Genomic DNA, 19,951 nt, shown 5'->3' with positions numbered 1-19,951 from the left:
CGCCGACGGCAGTCGCACGGACCGCGACTGCCCGGCGCGGGTGGGTCCCGGCGACGACGCTAGAATGACGAGTCGTATCGCCCGTCCGAGTCCTTCGTGAGCATCGCCCTGCCCCTCGCCGAACCGTTGTCGCGCGCCCACAAGCGCGCGCACGAGAGCAACAAACTCGCCAAGCGCCTGCGTCACCAGGTCGGCCGCGCGATCGCCGACTTCGGCATGATCGAAGAAGGCGACAAGGTGATGGTGTGCCTGTCCGGCGGCAAGGACAGCTACACCATGCTCGACATCCTGATGCAGCTGCAGCAGAAGGCGCCGGTGAAGTTCGAGCTGGTCGCGGTGAACCTGGACCAGAAACAGCCCGACTTCCCCGCGCACATCCTGCCGGCCTACCTCGAATCGCTCGGCGTCCAATACCGGATCCTCGAACAGGACACCTATTCGGTGGTCAAGCGCGTCGTGCCGGAAGGCAAGACGATGTGTTCGCTGTGTTCGCGCCTGCGCCGTGGCGCGCTGTATTCGTACGCGACCGAGCAGGGCTTCACCAAGATCGCGCTCGGCCACCACCGTGACGACCTGGTCGCGACGTTCTTCCTCAACCTGTTCTTCCACGCCAAGCTCAGCGGCATGCCACCCAAGCTGCTGTCCGACGACGGCCAGCACGTGGTGATCCGCCCACTCGCCTACGTGCGCGAGGACGACATCGCCGCCTACGCGCAGGCCAAGGCGTTCCCGATCATTCCGTGCAACCTGTGCGGTTCGCAGGAAAACCTGCAACGCAAGCAGGTGAAGAAGATGATGGATGCGTGGGAGAAGGACAGCCCCGGCCGCATCGAAACCATTTCCCGCGCACTGGGCGACATCCGTCCGTCGCAGCTGAGCGACCCGAACCTGTTCGACTTCCTCGCCATCGGCGCGCGCGGCGGCGCGCTGCCGGATGCACGTGCGTGGCTGGCCGGCGAGCCCCACGCGGCGTCGGACGACACCGCCTGATACTCTTGTAACGTTCGATCATCGTCCCGGTTCGCTGCCGGAGCCCACTTTCCGCTTCTCGTTGCGCGCCAAGGGCGGCAGCGGCAGGCCATTGCGGCAGCGATGATCCAGAGGCACGAAACAACAGCACGGACGCAACCCCACGAACGCAATGAATCGCGCTTGCAGAACCTCCCCCGATTCCTGAAGACCGACGCCTGAATGTTCTTCCGTAACCTGACGCTGTTCCGCTTCCCGACCACCACCAAACTCGACGACCTCGACCGCGGCCTCGACGAATGCCAGCTCAAGCCGGTCGGCCCGCTGGAACTGTCCAGTCGCGGCTTCATCTCGCCCTATGGCCGCGACAACGACCTGCTCGCCGCGCGCCAGCCCGGTGCGATCTGGCTCAGCATCGGCGGTGAAGACCGCCTGCTGCCGGGCAGCGTGGTCAACGACATGCTGGCGAAGAAGCTCGAGGAGATCGAGCAGAAGGAAGGCCGCAAGCCCGGCGGTCGCACCCGCAAGCGGATCAAGGACGAGCTGATCACCGACCTGCTGCCGCGCGCGTTCATCAAGCCCAGCCGCACCGACGCGCTGCTGGACCTCGAACACGGCATCGTCGTGGTCGATTCTTCCAGCCGGAAGAGCGCGGAGAACGTCGTCAGCGAGATCCGTCGCGCGCTCGGCAGCTTCCCGGCGCTGCCGCTGAATGCGGAAGTCGCGCCGCGCAGCGTGCTGACCGGCTGGATCGCCGGCGAACCGCTGCCCGACGGTCTCTCGCTGGGCGATGAATGCGAACTGCGCGATCCGGTCGACCAGGGCGCGGTGGTGAAGTGCCAGCGCCAGGAGCTGCAGGGCGACGAGATCGGCAAGCACCTGGAAGCCGGCAAGCAGGTCACGCGCCTGGCGCTGACGCTCGACGACCACGTTTCGTTCGTGCTCGGCGAGGACCTGGTCGTGCGCAAGTTCAAGCTGCTCGACGGCGCGGTGGACCAGCTGGAATCCACCGAACGCGAGGACATCCGCGCCGAACTCGACGCGCGCTTCGCGCTGATGAGCGGCGAAGTGAAGCGCCTGTTCACGGTGCTGGAAAAGGCGTTGAAACTGTCGAAGGTCGAAGCGTAGGGCGGGTTTCAACCCGCCGTTCTGGCGGCCTTCAATGGTGGGTTGAAACCCGCCACGTTAGCTAGCTTCGACGGTGCGTTGACCCACCATCCTTGCGAGCTTCAACGGCGGGTTGAAACCCGCCCTACGCGGACTAAGCTAGTGGCGATGCCTCCCTCACTGCTACGGCGCCTGCTGGCGCCGACGCCACGCGTTGCCGAACGCGACGCGATCGAACTCACTCTCGCCGACGGACGCACCGTCGACGTCGCCTGCGTGCGCCATCCGCGTGCGCGTCGCCTGCGCCTGTCGGTGGATGAACGCGGCGCGCGCCTGACCCTGCCACCGCGCGCCAGCGCGATTTCCGGCGAGCGCTTCCTCGCCGAACATCGCGACTGGCTGGCGACGCAGCTCGATCGCTTCGCCATCGAGGCCGTTGCGCACCTGCAACGCGACACGACGTCGTCGCTGCCGCTGCGTGGCGCCGTGTTGCCGGTGCACTGGCATGCCGGCCGCTATACGCGGATCGAACGCGTACGGATCGAACCCGTCGATAGCGCAGGCAACAACGCCGCGCCCACCGGCATCGAACCGGTCGCCATCGAAGCTGACTGCGACGCACGCGACCGCGAGCGCGGAGCCGGCGAGCACGACGGCGACGCGCTCGCCTTCACCGTCCCCGCGCGCGCCGGCGATGCCGCCCTTCGACGCGCCTTGCGCGAGTTCTACGAAGGCGAGGCCCGCGCCGACGTTGGCCGCTGGCTGCCGCGCTACCTGCCCTCGCTGCCGCGCGCTCCGCGACGCGTGCAGTTCAAGGTGATGTCGTCGCAGTGGGGCTCGCTGGCGCCCGACGGCACCGTCGCACTCGACCTGGCGCTGGTACTGGCGCGACCGTCGGCCTACGAATACGTGCTGGTCCACGAACTCTGCCACCTGGTCCGCGCCGACCACTCGCGCGCGTTCTGGCGCGAAGTCGAAGCGCGTTTCCCGACCTGGCGCGACGAGCGCGACTACTTCCATGCCGAAGGCCGGCGCCTGAAGGCGACGCTGCGTTCGCTGCTGGCCGGCTGAGTCCTCGACCGCCGTTTTCCAGAACGCACGCACGCCGCGTGCGTTCGCCTGCCACGGAGGCAAGCCGATGCGCCGATTCATCCTTCTTTCCCTCGCCACGCTGTGCCTGGCCGGCTGCGGCAAATCCGCCGGCGAGCGCATGGCCGAAGCCGCGATCGAGGCGCGCACCGGACAGCATGCCGATGTCGACGCCGAAAAAGGACAGGTGTCCATCAAGACCGACAAGGGCGAGATGAAGATCAGCACCGGCGGCGGCACGACGCTGCCGGCGACGTTCCCGAAGGACGTCTACTTGCCGGCCGACTACAAGGTCGAAGCGTCGATGGAAATGCCGAACGCGGTGATCGCCCACCTGCTCACGTCGGGCCAGGCGGTTTCGATCGAAGCCGATGCGGACCGCCAGATGCAGGCCCAGGGTTGGAAGACCGGCATGACGATGATGCAGGGGCCGCGCGGCAAGGTCGTGATGTACGAAAAGGACAAGCGCCACGCCACCGTCACGATCGCCGCCGATCCCAAGGGCGAAGGCGTGCGCGTCGGTTATCAGATCGCCACGCAGCAGTAACGCTCGGTACCGTCGTCTGATCGGGCGCTTGCGGTCCGATCAGGGTCCCGGATCAGCGTTACTTGGGCGGCGCGATCATGGCGGTGTGACCATGTCGGCGCGATCCATCGCGTCGCCCGCCACGAAGAAATCACCGATCACGGCCGCGATCGCGGCCGGATCTTCCATGTGCAGGTGGTGGGTGCCGGGCACGACGAACACCTCGCCGTGGCGCAGCAGGCTGGCGCGCTCGCGACGCAGCGCATCCGGAAAATACGGCGGCGCCGGATCGGCGTACACCACCCGCACCGGGCATTCGATGTTCACCAGCAGGTCGCGCACCTGGTCTTCGATCATGCGCACTGCGGTGGTGATGGTCAGGCGTGGATCGCTGCTCCAGCTGTAGCCCGCGTTGCCGTGCTCGTCGTGCACCGCGACGACACCGCGTTCCACCAGCAATCGCGCGACCGGCTCGCTCAGGCCATTGGCCTGGATGCGTGCGCGGATCGCGGTATCGATATCGGGGAACACGCGCAGGCGCTTGGTCGCCAGCGCGCGTCGCGCCGCCACCGATTCGCGCAGGCGCGCGGCGGTGTGGTCGGCGCTGTCGGAGAGCGCGCCGAGCGCCTCGATCGCGAGCAACCGCGAGACGCGTGCTGGCGCCGCCGCACACAGGATGCTGCTGATCGCCGCGCCCATCGAGTGCGCGAGCACGGCGAAGCGGTCCCAACCGAGCGCATCCGCGGCATCGAGCACCGCATGCACGGTGCCGGCGAGCGAATAATCCGCGCCCAGCGGCAGGTGTGCGCTGGCGCCGTGGCCTGGCAGGTCGAGCGCGACCAGTTCGATGCCCTGCAGGTGTTGCGACAGCGGTACGAAGCTGGCGGCGTTGTCGAGCCAGCCGTGCAATGCGAGCACGCGCGGCGCACCGGCCTGTCCGCAACGCAGGCCCGTGAGGCGACCGAACGCGGTGTCGAGCGCGAACTCGCGCATCGGGCCGAGCCCACCGCTGGTGGCAGCAGTGCTTGCGGCAACTCCGGCCACGTCGGCATCGCTCACGGTGCGTCCAGCGTGCGCCGTGCGATCGCCGCCAGCGCGCGCGCATGCGCATCGCCGTCGTTGAGGCACGGGATGTAACGCAGCTCGCCGCCTTTTTCGCGGAACTGCGCCGCCAGCTGCTGCGCCACTTCCTCCAGTGTTTCCAGGCAATCGACGGCAAATCCCGGCGCGACGACATCGACGCTGCGCACGCCGCGCGCCGCCAGTGCGTCCAGCACGTCGGTCGTTGCCGGCTCCAGCCACTTCTCGCGGCCGAAGCGCGACTGGTAGGTCAACGTCCACGATTCCTCACGCAGGCCCAGCGCCTGCGCGATCGCGCGCGCGCCGGCCTCGCACTGGTGCGGGTACGGATCGCCGTTGTCGGCCAGTCGTTGCGGCAGGCCGTGGAAGGAGAACAGCAGGTGCGCGGCGTTGCCGTTTTTCACGCGATGGTCGCGAATGGACTGGGCGACGGCTTCGACCCAGCCGGCGTCGAGGTGATAGTCATCGACGAAGTCGGCGCGGGCGGTGTCGTTGCTCCGTGCCGGCCTCGAGCACGCCAACTTCGCGCACGCGAACTTCGAGCGCTCGACCACGTCGCGCACGGACGCCGTCGTGGTCGTCGAATACTGCGGGTACAACGGCAGCACGCACACGCGGCGCACGCCATCGGCATGCAGGCCGGCGAGCACCTGGTCCAGCGCCGGCGGGCCGTAGCGCATCGCAGGTACCACGCGCAGCGTCGGGCATTCGCGCTGCACGGCAGCGGCGAGGTCGCGCGTGTACACCGCCAGCGGCGAGCCGTTGCGCAGCCAGATGCTGGCGTACTTGCGTGCCACGCGCGGCGCGCGCAGCGGCAGGATCACCAGGTTCAGCAGCGGCCACCACAGCAGGCGCGGCAGGTCGACGACGCGACGGTCGGACAGGAATTCGCCCAGATAGCGGCGCACGGCACGCGCCGTGGGGCCTTCCGGGGTGCCGAGATTGACCAGCACCAGTGCGGTGGCGGTGCGGTCGGTGGACGCGATGGCGGCCGGGGGGAGGGGCGCTGACATGCCAATAGGATGACAGTCGGGTGGCGCGGGCGGAAATGGCCGGGGCGTTCGCGGGCGCGGGGCGGCTCGGCGAAGACGTTGCGGTGGAGCGCTGCGACGCGCAGGACGGTTCGTTCGTCCGCATGTCGTGCTGTGTCGGTGCGTGCGTCTGCGCCGCGGATGGCCAGTCTGTCGTGGTCGTGGCTTGCCATCGCCGGCCGCCGGCGAGGCGTTGGTGCTGAGGTTCCGGTGCCGTCGTGGCGCGCGCCGGCTGATCGAAGTGGAAGCGTTGAAGCGCCCGTGGCCGGGCATCGCGGGCCCCGCCGCGGCCTCGTTCGTATTGGCATCCTCTTGTCGCCGTGGGGCGGCGGCAATTCGCGGCACGTTCATCGCCGCGCTTCCATGCTGCCCGCAGCCCCCGCTGCCGGAGAATCCGATGCCCCGCTTCAACGTCCTGCTGCTGAGCGCGCTGCTCGCGCCGTGTTCGACCATGACCGCGCTGGCGGCAACGCAATCCGACAACGCCCCGGCCGTCGAAGCAGGCGCGTTAACGAGTGCGCCAGCAAACGACGACGCCTACGCCCAGCGTGCCCGCGATGCCGTGCGCGTGCTCAGCCAGGTTCAGCAGATTCCCGAGTCGGCGATCCCGGACAAGCTGTTCGACGACGCCCGCGCGATAGTCGTCGTCCCCGACACGCTCAAGGTCGGCCTGCTGATCGGCGGTCGTCGCGGCCACGGCCTGGTGTCGGTGAAAAACCCCGACGGCACCTGGTCGAACCCGAGCTTCGTGAAACTGACCGGCGGCAGCATCGGCTTCCAGGCCGGCGTGCAGTCGGCCGACGTGGTGCTGGTATTCCGCGGCGAACGCGGACTGGATTCCATCGTCAACGGCAAGATCACCCTCGGCGCGGATGCGGGCGTCGCCGCCGGCCCGGTCGGTCGCAACGCCGCCACCGCCACCGACGGCCAGCTCAAGGCCGAGATCTGGTCGTGGTCGCGCGCCCGCGGCCTGTTCGCTGGCATCGCCCTGGATGGCGCCGTGCTCTCGATCGACGATGCCGCCAACCAGCTGGCCTATGGCGAAGGCACCACGCCGCGCATGGTCTTCGAAGGCCGCACCGCGCAGGCGCCGGGCGCCGACATCACCGCCTTCCGCGACGCGTTGGAGGAAGCCAGCGCGCTGGCTCGCGACCGCCGCGGGGAAGCCGCACCCCAACGTACCGCCGCCGTTTCCACGCCCGCGGCTGCTCCCGTAGCAACGACCGGCGCCCAGACCCAGCCGCTGGCAGCACCGGCCACCAGCGATCCCGCTCCCGCACCGTTCCAGGACGTTCCGGCCGATGGTGGCGTCCGTACCGAGCCCCTGCCGGAAACCACGCCGCCACCGCCTACGCCGCGCCGCTGACTGTCAGGGCTGAAGTCCGGCTGCGGTAGCGATCGCACATCCGCGCGGCCAACCGCTGCGCTAACACGCCCTGCGGTATCCTGTCCGCCTACTACCGAGGGCGACACGCGATGGGCGGTTTGAGCATTTGGCACTGGCTGGTCGTGCTGGTGATCGTGGTACTGATCTTCGGCACCAAGCGCCTGGGCAGCGTGGGCAAGGACCTGGGCGAGGCCGTGAAGGGCTTCAAGAAGGGCCTGCAGGACGACGACGACAAGCCGCGCGGCCAGCTGCCGGACGACTCGCGCCGCGACGCCGACAACGCCAACGCGTCGCAGCGCGACGACGAACGCACCCCGCGCTGACGCCCGCGCCCGCCGCAACCGGCGGGCTGACCCATGTTCGACGTCGGCGCTTCCGAGATATTCCTCATCGCGCTCGTGGCCCTGCTGGTGCTCGGCCCCGAGCGCCTGCCCAAGGCTGCGCGCTTCGTCGGCCTGTGGGTGCGCCGCGCGCGTGCGCAGTGGTATTCGGTGAAGGCGGAACTGGAGAACGAACTGGCCGACGAAGAGCTGCGTCGCAGCCTGCGCCAGACCCAGGACGACCTGCGCGACGCACGCGACTCGCTGGCCGAAGGCGGCGCGCAGCTGCAGCGCGATATCCATAACGCTCAGGTGCAGATGCGCCAGAACCTGCGCGGTGCAATGAGCGGCGAGGCGGCGGCGGATACGCAAACTGTCGACACCGAAGCGACCGACGCCCACGATTCGCACACTGACACGCCACGCGATGCGCAACGCTGAGCCAGAGATGGGCACCGGCCCCGGCACCACGCACGACGAGCCCGCCGAATCGCGCCTGATCGACCATCTGATCGAACTGCGCGCGCGCCTGCTGCGTGCGGTAGCCGGGCTGCTGCTGGTGTTCGTCGTGCTGATGCCATTCGCGTCGCGACTGTTCACCGAACTGGCCGCGCCACTGATGGCCACCTTGCCCGTCGGACAGAAGCTGATCGCCGCCGACGCCACGTCCGGCTTCTCCGCGGTGATCAAGCTGGCGTTCTTCGCCGCGCTGATGATCTCGATGCCGTGGCTGCTCTACCAGGCCTGGGCCTTCGTCGCGCCCGGCCTGTACCGGCGCGAGAAGCGGCTCGCCGTGCCGATCCTGGCGTCGGCGGTGGCGCTGTTCTATGCCGGCTGCGCGTTCGCGTTCTTCCTGGTGGTGCCGGGCGTGTTCGCCTTCCTGCACCGGTTCTCACCCGACGTGGTGGGCATGAACTCCGATCCGGTGAAGTACCTGGACCTGATCTCGGTGATCTTCATCGCATTTGGCGCCAGCTTCGAACTGCCGGTCGCGCTGGTCATCCTGGTGTTGCTGGGCTGGGTATCGCCGCAACAGCTGCGCGACGTGCGTGGCTATGCCGTCGTCGGCATCTTCGTCGTTGCCGCGGTGATCACGCCGCCCGACGTGATATCGCAGCTGATGCTGGCCATACCGATGTGCCTGCTGTACGAGATCGGGATCCTCGCCGCGGGCTGGATCGCACCACGACGCGAAGCGTAAGCGCCCCGAAGGCGATCGCGTCGCCATCAGGCGGGTGGCGCCCTTGCGCAGCGTCGGTCCAGCGCAGGCGCGGGTGTCTCGTCGAGCGCTGCGTTCAGCGGTTCAAGCTCCACCCATGCGCCCCTGAACACTTCGCTCGCATCGTTCGAGCGGCTTCGTTACCGCTCGATCAAGCCGATCGTTCAAACCGGCCCGATCACACAGTGATCAGAGCTCGATGTGTCCCGGCGCGGCCCCGTCGCCCGACGCCGCGTTCGGCACGTCGCCGGCGATGTCGCGCCACAGTTGGTACATCGTGCCGAACATCACCACGTTCACGATCAGCAGGAAGAACAGGTACATCGGCACCATCAACGCCATCGCCAGCGAGGTGTGCACCAGGGACGCGATCACGCTCACCAGTGCGGCAACCAGCAGGAACACCAGGCTGAAGGCGAAGGCCAGCGCGAACGCCAGCACCGCCAGCACCAGCAGCGGCAACAGGTTGCGCAGGGTGCCCATCACGCCGTCGGACAGCGCTGCGCCCAGTGAGCTGCCGCGCAACGCCACCTGCCCCATCGCCACCGCGAACACGCCACCGGCAAACAGCGCCAGCAGGCTGCCTAGGCCGAGGAATCCGCCCGTGCCCGACGGCGGCGGCGGCAGCTCCAGCGGGGTGCCGGGCTTGGCCTTGCTCATCAGGTCCATCACCTGCTGCGCCCACTTGGGCAGGTCGGCGACCATCAGGCTGGCCAGCACGTTGCTCGCGATCAGGTACACCAGCAGCACCAGCAGGGTGAGCTGGAACATCCGCCGCGCGTCGGCGCCTTCGCGGAAGGGCGCGAAGATGTCGCGCGGCTGCATCGGCTGGCCCTGTTCGCCGGCGTGGATGATCCGCAGGTAGCCGCCGACCAGCGGGCCGAGCAGGAAGATCGCCAGCAGCGTGGTGAGCGCGGCGATCACCAGCGCGGCACCCGGACCCGGTCGCAGCACGGCATGCACCAGCACCTGCACGAGGCTGGGCACCATGGGCGCCGCCATCAGCACGGCCGCGCCGCCGAGAATCGCGCGCGGGTTGTTGCGGCCGGTGTTGAGGCCGCCCTTGAGCCATTGCAGGCCCATCAGCGGTCCGTTGGCGCGGGTAGTCATCGGGGAAAAACTCCAGGGGGAAGAAGGCGGTCTGCTGCGACGTGCCGTGGCTCAGCGCGAATGCAATCCACGGGCATGGCGGACGAAACGCTGCAGCACCTTGCGTGCATGCGGCGTGGCGCTGACACCGCGCGCCAGCTGCTTGTGGCAGTGGCCTTCGCGAGCGAGGGCTTCCTCGCGCGCGCGCACGTAGCCGCGCATGTGCGTGGCGCTGAATTCGGGGTGGAACTGAACGCCCCAGGCGCGATCGCCCCAGCGGAAGGCGTGGCAGGCGTCGTGCGCGGATTTCGCCAGCACCGTCGCGCCCTCGGGCGCGCGCAACACGCTCTGCAGGTGCGTCGCTTGCGCCGGGAACTGCGCGGGCAGGCCGGCGAACAGCGGATCGTGTTCGGCTTGCGGGTGCAGGTGGAGTTCGACGGTACCCATCTCTCGTCCGGCCGGGTGGTAGTCCACCTCGCCGCCGAGCGCGTGCGCGATCAGCTGGTGGCCGTAGCAGATGCCCAGCAGCGGGAAACCGGCATGGGCGGCTTCGCGCAGCCAGTCGGCGCTGCGCTCGCTCCACTCATGGCGCTCGGTGACCATCGCGCCGGAGCCGGTGATGATCGCGCCGGCGAATCCGTCGCGCGACGGCAGCGGCTGCCCGGCTTCGACATTCACCACCACGGCGTCGTCAGCTTCCAGTCCGGCGGCGACGCGGATCCAGTGCGGGAAGCCGCGATGGCGGCGCATGGAGGCCACCGGCTGGCCGGTTTCGAGGATCAGGAAGGGTGAATTCACGGCGGCAATCAACGGGCAGTCAGGAGTTCAACGAACCTCGCTTGCCCCTCCTCCACGCCGGTAGCGAAAAGGAGGGCGAAAAGCGGGAAAAAGCCAGTAAAAGCAAGGCCGCCGCTATACTACCGCGCTTTGCCACGCGGCCTCTCCCGTCCATGCCAAACGCTTCCGCGCCCCCGACCTTCCAGCAGCTCATCCAACGCCTCAACGCCTACTGGGCCGAGCGCGGCTGCGTGCTGATCCAGCCGCTGGACCTGGAAGTCGGCGCCGGCACCTTCCACCCGGCCACCTTCCTGCGTGCGCTGGGCCCGGAGCCGTGGAACGCCGCCTACGTGCAGCCCTGCCGCCGTCCCACCGATGGCCGCTACGGCGAGAACCCCAACCGCCTGCAGCGCTACTACCAGTACCAGGTGGCGATGAAGCCCTCGCCCGACAACATCGTCGAGCTGTACTTCGATTCGCTGAAGGCGCTCGGCGTCGACCCGCAGGTGCACGACCTGCGCCTGGTCGAGGACAACTGGGAATCGCCGACGCTCGGCGCCTGGGGCCTGGGCTGGGAAGTGTGGTTGAACGGCATGGAAGTCACCCAGTTCACCTATTTCCAGCAGGCTGGCGGCATGGAATGCCGTCCGGTGCTCGGCGAGATCACCTACGGCCTCGAACGCCTGTGCATGTACCTGCAGAACGTCGACAACGTCTTCGACCTGGTCTGGACGCACGGTCCTGATGGCACGCCGGTGACCTACGGCGACGTCTACCACCAGAATGAAGTCGAGCAGTCCGCGTACAACTTCGAGCACGCCGACGTTGCCGAGCTGTTCCATCGTTTCGACGCCTGCGAAGCCGAAGCGCAAAAGCTGATCGACCTCGGCCTGCCGCTGCCGGCCTACGACCAGGTCTGCAAGGCCTCGCATTCGTTCAACCTGCTCGACGCGCGCCGGGCGATCTCCGTCACCGAACGCCAGCGCTACATCCTGCGCGTGCGCAAAATCGCCCAGGGCGTCGCGGAGGCGTACTACGCGCAGCGCGAGAAACTCGGATTCCCCGTCTTGAACAAGTCGAAGAACACCCAGGAGGCCGCGCGATGAGCCTCCAGCCCCTGTCGATGCTTCCCCTGCTTGTCGAAATCGGCACCGAAGAACTGCCGGTCAAGGCGCTGCCGGGCCTGGCGCAGGCCTTCTTCGACGGCGTGCTCGATGGCTTGAACAAGCGCGGCATCGCGTTCGAACGCGGCGAAGCCAAGCCGCTGTACACGCCGCGTCGTCTCGCCGTGCAGCTGTCGGGCGTCGCCACCGAGCAGCCGGAACAGGCGTCGGAAGTCCTTGGCCCGTATCTCAACATCGCGCTCGACGCGAACGGCGAGCCGACCAAGGCGCTGCAGGGTTTTGCGGCCAAAGCCGGCGTCGAGTGGACCGCGCTGGAAAAAACCACGGACAACAAGGGCGAACGTTTCGTCCACCGCTCGGTGAAGCCAGGCGCGACCACGGCGTCGCTGCTGCAGGAAATCATCGTCGAAGCGCTCGCCGCGATGCCGATCCCCAAGCCGATGCGCTGGGGCGACCACGATTACGGCTTCGCCCGTCCGGTGCACTGGCTGGTGGTGCTGCTGGGCAAGGACATCGTCGACGGCGAGGTGTTCGGCATCCGCGCCGACCGCATGAGCCGCGGCCATCGTTTCATGTTCGACAAGCCGGTTTGGATCAACGCCCCGGGCGAATACGTCGAAGCGTTGCGCGGCGCGAAGGTGCTGGTCGATCCCGACGAGCGCCGAAAAGCCATTGCCCGTGAGGCAGCAACCGTTGCCGGGAAGATTCATGCGAACTACCCGAACTCCAGCGTCCACCTCAACGTTGACGTTCACGAGGAGGTGAATGGGCTGGTTGAATGGCCGAAGGGAATTCTTTGCTCCTTCGATAGCGAATTTCTCGCCGTGCCGCAGGAAGCGCTGATCGCCACGATGGAGACGAACCAGAAGTTCTTCCCGGTACTCGATGCCAGCGGCAAGTTGAGCGAGTACTTCATCGGCATCGCCAACATCGAATCGAAGGACGAGTCGGAAGTCCGCAAGGGTTACGAGCGCGTGATCCGTCCGCGCTTCGCCGATGCGCAGTTCTTCTTCGTCGAGGACAAGAAGCAGGGCCTGGCGTCGATGGCGCAAGGCCTCAAGACCGTCACCTACCAGGCCAAGCTCGGCACCGTCGCCGACAAGGTCGCGCGCGTGGCCGCGCTGGCCGAGGCGATCGCGCCGCAAGTCGGCGTCGATGCGCAGCTCGCACGTCGCGCGGCGGAATTGTCGAAGGCCGACCTGCAGTCGCGCCTGGTCAACGAATTCCCGGAGCTGCAGGGCATCGCGGGTCGTTACTACGCCGCTGTCGAGAAGCAGCCACTGGAAGTCGCCACCGCGGTCGACGAGGCGTACATGCCACGGTTTGCCGGCGACGCGATCGCGCCGTCGAAGCTCGGACAGGTGCTGGCGATTGCGGAGCGGTTGGATACGCTCGCGGGCGGTTTCGCCGCCGGCCTCAAGCCGACCGGCAACAAGGATGCATTTGCGCTGCGGCGCAATGCGCTGGGACTGGCGCGCACCCTGATCGAAGGCGGCATCGAAATCGACATCGACGCGATGTTGGCCAAGGCACGCGACACAGTCGGCGCAATAGCGCTGGACAAGGGCACACCCACGTTGGCCAACGTCGATGAGCTGCGCGACTTCATCGTGGATCGCCTGCGCGGCTACTTCACCGACGTCCCGCCGCAACAATTCGAATCGGTCGCAGCAATGCGTCCGGCCTCGCTGCTCGACTTCAGCCACCGCCTCAAGGCCATCGGCGAATTCGCCAAGCTCCCCGAAGCCGAAGCCCTCGCCGCCGCCAACAAGCGCATCCGCAACATCCTGAAGAAGGTCGACGGCGAGCTGCCGACCGCGATCGATCCGGCCCGCTTCAGCGAAGCCGCCGAGCGCGACCTGGCCGACGCCGTGGATGCCGCCGTTACCGATACCGATCCGCTGCTGGCATCGCGCGACTACGTTGCCGTGCTCGGTCGCCTCGCGCGCCTGCGCCCGCAGGTCGATGCGTTCTTCGACAAGGTGATGGTCAACGTTGACGACGCCGCCGTGCGCAACAACCGTCTGGCGCTGCTCAAGCGTCTGAGCGATCGCCTCGGCAGCGTGGCGGCGATCGAGAATCTGTCGGTCTGAATTGCTCCCTCCCTTGCGCATAGCGCAGGGGAGGGTTGGGGAGGGGTGCGAGCGCCGCAGGCGCAAGCGCTGTTGCTGTTGCTGTGTTTGGCCCGACTCGTTCGATCAGTTGAACAACCAGAGATCAAGCAGCACTCGCGCCTACGGCGCTCGCACCCCTCCCCAACCCTCCCCTGCGCTGCGCGCAATGGAGGGAGCAAAAGCGACGCGACCCGTTTGCGCCCGACCGCTGGCGCAGATACCGACGGGCTCCTCCACTCGCCCACTCACGTTAAGCGCTTTTTGACACCGCGCAGTTATCCTCCCCCCATGCACGGACCGCTCCGCACCCTCTCCCTCGCTGCGCTGTTCGTGCTTGCCCCCTGCGTCGCGCAGGCGGCGAAGGTCACGCGCGTCGACGTTCGCGGCCTGGACGAGGTGATGACCCGCAACGTCCTCGTCTCGCTGTCGCTGGAAGATGCGATCGGCAAGAACCTGTCCGGCCGCCGCCTCGCCTACCTGATCCGCGAGGCCGAGAAGGAAACGCGCGAGGCGCTGGAACCCTTCGGCTACTACTCACCCACCATCACCGTCGAGCGCACCAGTGAAAGCGACGGCGATGACGCGGTCACCGAAGCGATCATCACCGTCGCGCTGGGCGAGCCGGTGACGGTGCGACGCTCCAACGTCGGCATCGAAGGCACGGGTGGCAACGACAAGTACCTGCGCGCGGACCTTGCTGCGTTCACGCCGGCGCCCGGCGCGGTGTTCGACCACGAGATCTACGAAGCCAGCAAGGCACGCATCACCCGCCGGCTGGCCGAACGCGGCTACTTCGACGCCGATTTCCTGACCCGCCGCGTGGAGGTCACCCGTGCCGAGAACGCGGCGGACATCGACCTCACCTGGACCAGCGGCGAACGCTACAACATGGGTCCGATCACCTTCACCCAGACGCCGCGCATCCTGCGCGAGCACCTGCTCACCCGGCAGGTGTACTGGGAAGAAGGCAGCTACTACCACCAGGGCAAGCTGGACAAGCTGCGCGATTCGCTGGCGCGACTGGATTACTTCGCCGGCATCGACATCGAACCGCATCCGGAAAACGCCGTCGAAGGCCGCGTGCCGGTCACCGTCACGCTGACGCCCGCCAAGCGCAGCATCTACACCGCCGGCCTGAGCTTTGGTACCGACAGCGGCGCGGGCGTGCGGCTCGGCGTGGAGCGCCGCTACGTCAACAGCCGCGGGCACAAGGCGCTGGCGGAACTGGACTGGGCGGAGCGGCGCAAGACGCTGACGCTGCAATACCGCATTCCCGCGTTCGCGTGGTACGACGGCTGGTACACGGTGTCGGCGCAGTTTGCCGACGAGCAGACCGACTTCATCGACACCCGTCGCATCGAACTGGTCGCCAGCCGCAGCGGCAAGATCAACGACAACTGGGACGCGGTCGCGTCCATCCACGCGTTGCGCGAGCGCTGGGCCTATGCGGCCGAGGACGACGGCGATCCGGCCACGCCACCCGACTTCCATTTCGCCACCGTGACCTACCCGTCGCTGCGCGGTGAGTACATCGACGCCGATGACCGCCTGCATCCACGCAACGGCATGGGCGGCACGATCCTGCTGCGCGGCGGCTTGAAGGGCGTGGGCTCGGACGTGAGCTTCGGCCAGGTGCACGCCAGCGCGCGCTGGTACAAAGGACTGGGGCCGAAGAGCCGCCTGATCACCCGCGGCGAACTGGGCCACACCTTCATCGACGCCCGCATCGGCACGGTACCGCCGAGCCTGCGCTTCCACGCTGGCGGCGATCGCAGCATCCGCGGCTACGGTTGGCGCGAAGTCGGGCCGCGTGTCGGCGAGACGGGCAAGAAGTTCCCGGTCGGCGCGCGCGACGTCGCCACCGGCAGCGTCGAGTACGAACAGTATTTCGGCAGCGGCGAATGGGGCGCGGCGGCATTCGTCGACAGCGGCAGCGCGTTCAACACCAGCAACGACTTCGACCTGCGCACCGGTGTCGGCATCGGCCTGCGCTGGCGCTCGCCGGTGGGACCGCTGCGACTGGATATCGCGCACGGACTGGACGCTCCGGATTCGCCATTCCAGATCTACCTCAACATCGGAGCGGACCTGTGATGACTGCGGTCGCCACCATGGCGGAGCGCTCCGCATGAACACGCCCATTCCCATGGACGAACACGAAGCCCGCATCGCGGAATTGCGGGCGAAGCGGCGTGCGCGGATGCGGTACGTCGCGATCCGCGGCAGCTTCCTCGCCGGCGTGCTCACGCTGGCGATCGCGGCATTCCTCTACTGGCTGCTCGGCACGATCGGTGGCCGCAACGCGCTGCTCGGTCAGATCCAGCAGCGCCTGCCGGCCGAAGCGGAACTGTCGTGGGAACGCGCCGAGGGGCCTGCCTCGGGCCCGTTGACGCTGCATGGCGTGCGCTTCACCTATGCGATGGCGGACAAGGACGGCAAGCGCGACCCCGCGCATCCCCGCCTGCTGGAATTCGCCGCGCAGCGCGTGATGCTCGATCCGGCGCTGCGCCCGTTGCTGGGCAAACGCCTGCGCCTGGATGCGCTGGAGGTCGAAGGCGCGACGCTGGAGATTCCCGAAAGCGACGAGCCCTTTGAACTGCCGCGCTGGCCCAAATCGCTGCCCGCGATCAACCCGCCGCTGGCACTGCAGGCCGATGACGTGCGCATCGACGGTCTACGCATCACCCGCGAACGCGAACCACTCATCGACATCCGTCGCCTGCGCGCCGGAGTCGATGCCAGCGGCGGCAAGCTGCACGTGGAGGCTCTCGACGCCGACACCGACCGCGGGCAGTTCACCGCGCACGGCGACTATGTGCCGCGTGACGACTACCGCATGGACATCGTCGCCACTGCGGTGCTGCCGGCATCGCTGGGACACACGTCGCCACGGCTGGGACTGGTCGCACGCGGCGACCTGTCGCGCATGGATGTCGGCCTGGCCGGCCGCGCGCCCGCACCGGTGCGTGCCACGCTCACCGTGCGCGGCAAGGACGATCCGCGCTGGCAGTTGAGGGCAAAGAGCGACGCGATCGACCTCGACCTGCTGACGCAAGGCACGCCGGGCGACACGCCGTGGGCGCTGGACTTCAACGCCGATGGCATGGGTGGTGCGATGACGCTGCAGGGCACGGTCGTCCGCGGCGACGCCGCCAAGGACGGTTTCGCTGTCACCGTGCTGCCGTCGAAACTGCGCATCGAGGACCAGGTGCTGGATGCGCAGCCACTTGCGCTGCGCCTGTTCGACGGCACGGCGACGCTGCGTGGCCACGCCGATTTCAACGATCCCGAAAACGCAACGTTGCGCTTTGCCGTCAACGCGCGCGGACTGAGGTGGGGTGGTGCACCGGCATCGTCGGCGACGCGCAGCGGCACCGCGCGCACGTCGGACACACCGGCCATCCAGGCCGACGCCGACCTGGGCATCGCCGGCACGCTGCAGTCGTGGGCGGCGATCGGCAAGGCGACACTCCTCCGCGATGGCCAGCGCGCCAACGTCGATTTCGATGGTCGTGGCGACGACACGCGCATGACCCTGAAGACGTTGCGCGCGCGCATGCCCACCGGCGTGCTGGACGGCAGCGGCGAACTGACGTGGGCACCGGCGCTGGGCTGGAAGTTCGAAGCCACGCTCGCCGGCTTCGATCCGGGTTATTTCGCGCCGCAGTGGAACGGCGCACTGCACGGCAGGCTCGCCAGCACCGGCGCGACCCGCCGCGATGGCGGCCTCGACGTGGTGGTGGATGCGCCGCAACTGGGCGGCCAGCTGCGCGGACGACCCTTGAACGGCCGTGGCCGCTTCGTCATGCATGCGGCCGCGAACGACAACGCGGACGCCGCGTACGAAGGCGACATCGCGATGACGCTCGGCGGCAGCCGCATCGATGCCAAGGGCAAGCTCGCGCGAACGATCGACATCGATGCCACCTTCGCACCACTGCAGCTCAATGACCTGCTGCCCGATGCTTCCGGCACGCTGCGCGGCAAGCTCAAGCTCACCGGCCTGCGCGATGCGCCCGACATCGACGCGGACCTCGACGGCAGCGGGCTGCACTACGCGAGCTATCGCGCCGACACCTTCAGCGCCAAGGGCCGGTTGCCCTGGCGCTCGGGCACGCACGGCGCGCTCGCGATCCGCGCGGCGGGACTCGAGATCGGCACGCCGATCGAAGTGCTCACCCTCGATGCGCGCGGCGCAGTGGAGAACCTGCAGCTCGATGCGCAGGCGCGTGGCGACATCGGCATGCTGGCGCTGTCCGGCAATCTTGCGCGGCGTGGCGCGCAATGGCAGGGCGCGTTGGCCCAGTTGCAGTTGGAACCTGTGAAAGGCGCGCAGTGGCGGCTGCAGCAGCCGGCGCAATTCCGCTGGGCATCCGCTGCGGGAGCGCTCGGCAGCGGCGCGCTGTCGAACGCCTGCCTGGCCTCGAGTGGTGGTGGCGTGCTGTGCGCGAGCGCGGAATGGCCGCGGCGTGGCCTGGACGTACATGGCGATGGGTTGCCGCTCACGCTGCTGCTGCCATACCTGCCCGAGCGCAGCGACAAGCGTCCGTGGATCGTGCGTGGCGACGTCGCGCTTACCGCGCAGGTGCGCCCGGTCGGCAGCAGCTGGCGCGGACAGGCGCACCTCAGCTCCGGCGGCGGCGGCATGAAGTATTCCGAACGCTCGCGCAGCGAACTGATCCGCTACGACGCGCTTGAGCTCACCGCGAGCTTCGATCCGCAGCGCTTCACCGCGGAGTTGGGCGCCACACTCAACGGCGATGGTCGCGTCGATGCCCGCGTCGCCACTGGCTGGGACGCCTACGCGCCGCTGGTGGGCGACATCGCCGTCAACACGGACGAGATCACCTGGCTGGAGCTGTTCTCGCCGGACATCGTGGAGCCCAAGGGTCGCCTCGACGGCAACATCCGTTTCTCCGGCACGCGTGCACAACCGCTGCTCGGCGGCAATGCACAGCTCACCGGCTTCACCGCCGAGGTGCCGGCGCTCGCGATCACGCTCCACGATGGCCACGCGCGCCTGGACGCGCTGCCCGATGGCACCGCGCGCATCACCGGGCAGGTCGGATCGGGCCAGGGCACGCTGGACATCGACGGCTCGCTGGGTTGGCGCGGCGATGACACGCCCTTGGTGTTGTCGGTGAAAGGCAGCAACGTGCTGCTGTCGGACACGCGCGACCTGCGCGCGGTCGCCGATCCCGACGTGCAGGTGCGCTATGCCGCACACCAGCCGCTGAAGATCACCGGCACCGTCACCGTGCCGTCCGCGCGCATCGACCTGGAACGCCTCGACGAAGGTGTTTCCGCGTCGCCCGACGTGGTGGTGCTGGATCCGGTCGATCCGGAAGCCGTCGCCGATTCACCGCTCGACATGGACCTCACCATCGCGCTGGGCGATGCGGTGCAGCTCTCCGGGTTCGGCCTGGACGGCACGCTGCGTGGCCGCATGCGCGTGCGCGCGATCCCCGGCCGCGAGATGACCGCAAGCGGTCGGCTGGACGTGGACGGTCGTTATCGCGCCTACGGGCAGAAACTGGAGATCACCCGCGGCGAACTGGTGTGGAGCAACGGCCCGGTCGCCGATCCCATCCTCAACATCCGCGCCGAGCGCGAAGTGGGCCAGGTCACCGCCGGCGTCGACGTGCGCGGTCGCGCGTCCTCGCCGGATGCGCGGGTGTGGACGATCCCGGAGAGTTCGCAGTCGGAAGCCCTCGCCTACCTTGCACTCGGTCGCCCGCTGTCGAGCGCCAGCAGCGACGAGAGCCGCCAGCTCAATGCCGCCAGCGCCGCACTGTCCGCCGGCGGCAGCATGCTGGCATCGCAGCTCGGCGCGAAGATCGGACTCGACGATGCCGGCGTGATGGAGAGCCGCGCGCTCGGCGGCAGCGTGCTGGGCGTCGGCAAGTACCTGTCGCCGCGCCTGTACGTCGGCTACGGCGTCGCCCTGCTCGGCACCGGCCAGGTGCTGACGCTGAAGTACCTGCTGCGCAAGGGTTTCGACATCGAGGTGGAATCGAGCACGGTGGAGAACCGGGCTTCGATCAACTGGCGCAAGGAAAAGTAACGCGCGGTGTGCGCCGCGCGGTCGGATGCCTCTGAAGCCAAAGCTCTTGCCGCCA

At 68.3% G+C, this 19,951-nt stretch carries 16 protein-coding genes; 12 read left to right on the top strand and 4 right to left on the bottom strand.

Going from position 1 to position 19,951, the window contains the following annotated elements; translation table 11 throughout:
- The first annotated feature begins 96 nt into the window (after positions 1 to 96).
- The 4 genes from ttcA (at position 97) to ACYVD7_RS05095 (ending at position 3,712) form a co-directional block, all read left to right on the top strand.
- Entirely contained in the window at positions 97 to 990 is an 894-nt protein-coding gene (gene ttcA / locus ACYVD7_RS05110; protein WP_460759933.1) for a tRNA 2-thiocytidine(32) synthetase TtcA, read from the top strand.
- A 201-nt stretch (positions 991 to 1,191) separates the two neighbouring features.
- Complete coding sequence (locus tag ACYVD7_RS05105; RefSeq protein WP_460759931.1) at positions 1,192 to 2,097, top strand: recombination-associated protein RdgC; 906 nt, start codon at positions 1,192 to 1,194, stop codon at positions 2,095 to 2,097.
- A gap of 147 nt (positions 2,098 to 2,244) precedes the next feature.
- Positions 2,245 to 3,147: a YgjP family zinc-dependent metalloprotease gene (locus tag ACYVD7_RS05100; protein ID WP_460760216.1), complete on the top strand. Its 903-nt coding sequence runs from the start codon at positions 2,245 to 2,247 to the stop codon at positions 3,145 to 3,147.
- 67 nt (positions 3,148 to 3,214) lie between these two features.
- Positions 3,215 to 3,712 carry a hypothetical protein gene (locus ACYVD7_RS05095; protein WP_460759928.1) on the top strand — a complete coding sequence of 166 codons (498 nt, stop codon included), beginning with the start codon at positions 3,215 to 3,217 and terminating at the stop codon, positions 3,710 to 3,712.
- 75 nt (positions 3,713 to 3,787) lie between these two features.
- Here ACYVD7_RS05095 and ACYVD7_RS05090 read toward each other — a convergent pair whose 3' ends face one another.
- Together ACYVD7_RS05090 and hemH are read right to left on the bottom strand one after the other, a co-directional pair.
- Entirely contained in the window at positions 3,788 to 4,684 is an 897-nt protein-coding gene (locus ACYVD7_RS05090) for an alpha/beta fold hydrolase (RefSeq protein ID WP_460760213.1), read from the bottom strand.
- Positions 4,685 to 4,746: 62 nt separating this feature from the next.
- A complete protein-coding gene (gene hemH / locus ACYVD7_RS05085; RefSeq protein ID WP_460759925.1) occupies positions 4,747 to 5,784 on the bottom strand; it encodes a ferrochelatase in 1,038 nt (345 codons plus the stop codon).
- A gap of 469 nt (positions 5,785 to 6,253) precedes the next feature.
- Between hemH and ACYVD7_RS05080 the strand changes: the two genes are divergently transcribed.
- From ACYVD7_RS05080 to tatC, 4 genes are all read left to right on the top strand, one after another.
- The gene (locus tag ACYVD7_RS05080; RefSeq protein WP_460760210.1) at positions 6,254 to 7,168 is read left to right on the top strand and encodes a lipid-binding SYLF domain-containing protein; all 915 of its coding nucleotides are present in this window, start codon (positions 6,254 to 6,256) and stop codon (positions 7,166 to 7,168) included.
- Between the two features lie 110 nt (positions 7,169 to 7,278).
- Positions 7,279 to 7,512 carry a Sec-independent protein translocase subunit TatA gene (gene tatA, locus ACYVD7_RS05075; protein ID WP_460759922.1) on the top strand — a complete coding sequence of 78 codons (234 nt, stop codon included), beginning with the start codon at positions 7,279 to 7,281 and terminating at the stop codon, positions 7,510 to 7,512.
- A 33-nt stretch (positions 7,513 to 7,545) separates the two neighbouring features.
- Positions 7,546 to 7,950: a Sec-independent protein translocase protein TatB gene (gene tatB, locus ACYVD7_RS05070; protein ID WP_460759919.1), complete on the top strand. Its 405-nt coding sequence runs from the start codon at positions 7,546 to 7,548 to the stop codon at positions 7,948 to 7,950.
- 7 nt (positions 7,951 to 7,957) lie between these two features.
- Positions 7,958 to 8,710: a twin-arginine translocase subunit TatC gene (gene tatC / locus ACYVD7_RS05065; protein ID WP_460759916.1), complete on the top strand. Its 753-nt coding sequence runs from the start codon at positions 7,958 to 7,960 to the stop codon at positions 8,708 to 8,710.
- A 207-nt stretch (positions 8,711 to 8,917) separates the two neighbouring features.
- Here tatC and ACYVD7_RS05060 read toward each other — a convergent pair whose 3' ends face one another.
- Positions 8,918 to 9,838 carry a hypothetical protein gene (locus ACYVD7_RS05060; protein WP_460759914.1) on the bottom strand — a complete coding sequence of 307 codons (921 nt, stop codon included), beginning with the start codon at positions 9,836 to 9,838 and terminating at the stop codon, positions 8,918 to 8,920.
- Between the two features lie 51 nt (positions 9,839 to 9,889).
- Complete coding sequence (locus ACYVD7_RS05055; RefSeq protein WP_460759912.1) at positions 9,890 to 10,615, bottom strand: glutamine amidotransferase; 726 nt, start codon at positions 10,613 to 10,615, stop codon at positions 9,890 to 9,892.
- A gap of 152 nt (positions 10,616 to 10,767) precedes the next feature.
- Between ACYVD7_RS05055 and glyQ the strand changes: the two genes are divergently transcribed.
- From glyQ to ACYVD7_RS05035, 4 genes are all read left to right on the top strand, one after another.
- The gene (gene glyQ / locus ACYVD7_RS05050) at positions 10,768 to 11,700 is read left to right on the top strand and encodes a glycine--tRNA ligase subunit alpha (protein ID WP_460759909.1); all 933 of its coding nucleotides are present in this window, start codon (positions 10,768 to 10,770) and stop codon (positions 11,698 to 11,700) included.
- Complete coding sequence (glyS, locus tag ACYVD7_RS05045) at positions 11,697 to 13,811, top strand: glycine--tRNA ligase subunit beta (protein ID WP_460759907.1); 2,115 nt, start codon at positions 11,697 to 11,699, stop codon at positions 13,809 to 13,811. Before glyQ ends, glyS begins: the two co-directional genes overlap by 4 nt.
- 309 nt (positions 13,812 to 14,120) lie before the next feature.
- Positions 14,121 to 15,926, top strand: coding sequence for an autotransporter assembly complex protein TamA (locus ACYVD7_RS05040; RefSeq protein WP_460759904.1), 1,806 nt, complete (start codon positions 14,121 to 14,123; stop codon positions 15,924 to 15,926).
- Positions 15,927 to 15,960: 34 nt separating this feature from the next.
- A complete protein-coding gene (locus ACYVD7_RS05035) occupies positions 15,961 to 19,896 on the top strand; it encodes a translocation/assembly module TamB domain-containing protein (protein ID WP_460759901.1) in 3,936 nt (1,311 codons plus the stop codon).
- Positions 19,897 to 19,951 lie beyond the last annotated feature (55 nt).

The organism is Lysobacter fragariae, from assembly GCF_054779775.1.
The sequence above is the reverse complement of the archived record's forward strand: the minus strand, read 5'-3'. Positions and strand labels throughout refer to the sequence as shown.

Excerpts from the sequence above, each read along its gene's own strand:
- hemH (WP_460759925.1), bottom strand. The coding sequence starts at position 5,784 with ATGTCAGCGCCCCTCCCCCCGGCCGCCATCGCGTCCACCGACCGCACC.
- tatA (WP_460759922.1), top strand. The coding sequence starts at position 7,279 with ATGGGCGGTTTGAGCATTTGGCACTGGCTGGTCGTGCTGGTGATCGTG.
- ACYVD7_RS05090 (WP_460760213.1), bottom strand. The coding sequence starts at position 4,684 with ATGCGCGAGTTCGCGCTCGACACCGCGTTCGGTCGCCTCACGGGCCTG.
- ACYVD7_RS05095 (WP_460759928.1), top strand. The coding sequence starts at position 3,215 with ATGCGCCGATTCATCCTTCTTTCCCTCGCCACGCTGTGCCTGGCCGGC.
- ACYVD7_RS05100 (WP_460760216.1), top strand. The coding sequence starts at position 2,245 with ATGCCTCCCTCACTGCTACGGCGCCTGCTGGCGCCGACGCCACGCGTT.
- ACYVD7_RS05040 (WP_460759904.1), top strand. The coding sequence starts at position 14,121 with ATGCACGGACCGCTCCGCACCCTCTCCCTCGCTGCGCTGTTCGTGCTT.
- glyS (WP_460759907.1), top strand. The coding sequence starts at position 11,697 with ATGAGCCTCCAGCCCCTGTCGATGCTTCCCCTGCTTGTCGAAATCGGC.
- ACYVD7_RS05080 (WP_460760210.1), top strand. The coding sequence starts at position 6,254 with ATGACCGCGCTGGCGGCAACGCAATCCGACAACGCCCCGGCCGTCGAA.
- ACYVD7_RS05035 (WP_460759901.1), top strand. The coding sequence starts at position 15,961 with ATGAACACGCCCATTCCCATGGACGAACACGAAGCCCGCATCGCGGAA.
- glyQ (WP_460759909.1), top strand. The coding sequence starts at position 10,768 with ATGCCAAACGCTTCCGCGCCCCCGACCTTCCAGCAGCTCATCCAACGC.
- tatC (WP_460759916.1), top strand. The coding sequence starts at position 7,958 with ATGGGCACCGGCCCCGGCACCACGCACGACGAGCCCGCCGAATCGCGC.
- ACYVD7_RS05105 (WP_460759931.1), top strand. The coding sequence starts at position 1,192 with ATGTTCTTCCGTAACCTGACGCTGTTCCGCTTCCCGACCACCACCAAA.
- tatB (WP_460759919.1), top strand. The coding sequence starts at position 7,546 with ATGTTCGACGTCGGCGCTTCCGAGATATTCCTCATCGCGCTCGTGGCC.
- ACYVD7_RS05060 (WP_460759914.1), bottom strand. The coding sequence starts at position 9,838 with ATGACTACCCGCGCCAACGGACCGCTGATGGGCCTGCAATGGCTCAAG.